Annotated in this window: 1 protein-coding gene; it reads left to right on the plus strand. The window is 70.9% G+C overall.

What is annotated here, in order from left to right; genetic code table 11:
• Positions 1 to 1,335: helicase-related protein (locus J7E68_RS12085; protein ID WP_285225311.1), on the plus strand; the 1,335-nt coding region annotated here is incomplete at both ends.

Genomic DNA, 1,335 nt, shown 5'->3' on the forward strand with positions numbered 1-1,335 from the left:
CCCCCCCCGCCCCCGGGCGACCCGAAAGACGCCGGCGATGCGGCGGACGCCGAGTACACCGAGGTCACGGGTTCGGTCTGGCCGCACGTCGAAGAGGCGATCGTCGATCGGATCCTGCAGAACAAGTCGACCATCGTGTTCTCGAACTCCCGGCGTCTCGCCGAGCGGCTCACCGGTCGTCTGAACGAGATCTACTCCGAGCGCATGGGCATCGCGCTGCCCGACTCCTCGGTGCCGGCAGCCATGATGGCCCAGGCCGGCGCCACCGCCGGCGCCGACCCCGTGCTCGCCAAGGCGCACCACGGCTCGGTGTCGAAAGAGCAGCGCGCCCAGGTCGAAGAAGAGCTGAAGTCCGGCATCCTGCGCTGCGTCGTGGCGACGAGCAGCCTCGAACTCGGCATCGACATGGGAGCGGTCGATCTGGTGATCCAGGTCGAAGCCCCGCCGTCCGCCGCTTCCGGACTGCAGCGGGTGGGTCGCGCGGGGCACCAGGTCGGCGAGATCAGCCGCGCGGCCCTCTTCCCCAAGCACCGCGGCGATGTGCTGCACACCGCGATCGTCACCGAGCGGATGCTGGCGGGCAAGATCGAGGCGATCCAGGTGCCGCGCAATCCGCTCGACATCCTCGCGCAGCAGACGGTCGCCGCCAGCGCTCTCGGCGAGATCAGCGTCGAGGAGTGGTTCGAGACCGTGCGCCGCTCGGCACCCTTCCAGTCGCTGCCGCGTTCGGCGTACGAGGCGACGCTCGACCTGCTCGCCGGACGCTTCCCCTCCGACGAGTTCGCCGAGCTGCGCCCGCGACTGGTGTGGGACAGAGACGCCGGCACCCTCACCGGCCGGCCCGGCGCGCAGCGCATCGCCGTCACGAGCGGCGGCACGATCCCCGACCGCGGCCTGTTCGGCGTCTTCGTCGCGGGCGAGACGACCGGCGCGCGCGTCGGCGAGCTCGACGAGGAGATGGTCTACGAGTCGCGCGTGGGCGACGTGTTCACGCTCGGCACGACGAGCTGGCGGATCGCCGAGATCACCCACGACAGGGTCAACGTCATCCCCGCCTACGGCCAGCCGGGCAAGGTGCCCTTCTGGCACGGCGACGGCATCGGCCGTCCGTTCGAGCTGGGAGAGGCGCTCGGCAAGTTCTCGCGAGAGGTGGCGGCGGCGACGCCCGAGAAGGCCGCGCAGCGACTCATCGAGGCAGGTCTCGACGAACAGGCGCGGATGAACCTGATGGCGCACCTGAGCGAACAGCGCGAGGCGACGGGCACGCTGCCGACCGACCGCACCCTGACGGTCGAACGCGGTCGAGACGAGGTCGGCGACTGGCGGGTCATCCTG

Source organism: Microbacterium sp. ISL-103, assembly GCF_018613995.1.
In the GTDB taxonomy this organism is placed as follows: domain Bacteria; phylum Actinomycetota; class Actinomycetes; order Actinomycetales; family Microbacteriaceae; genus Microbacterium.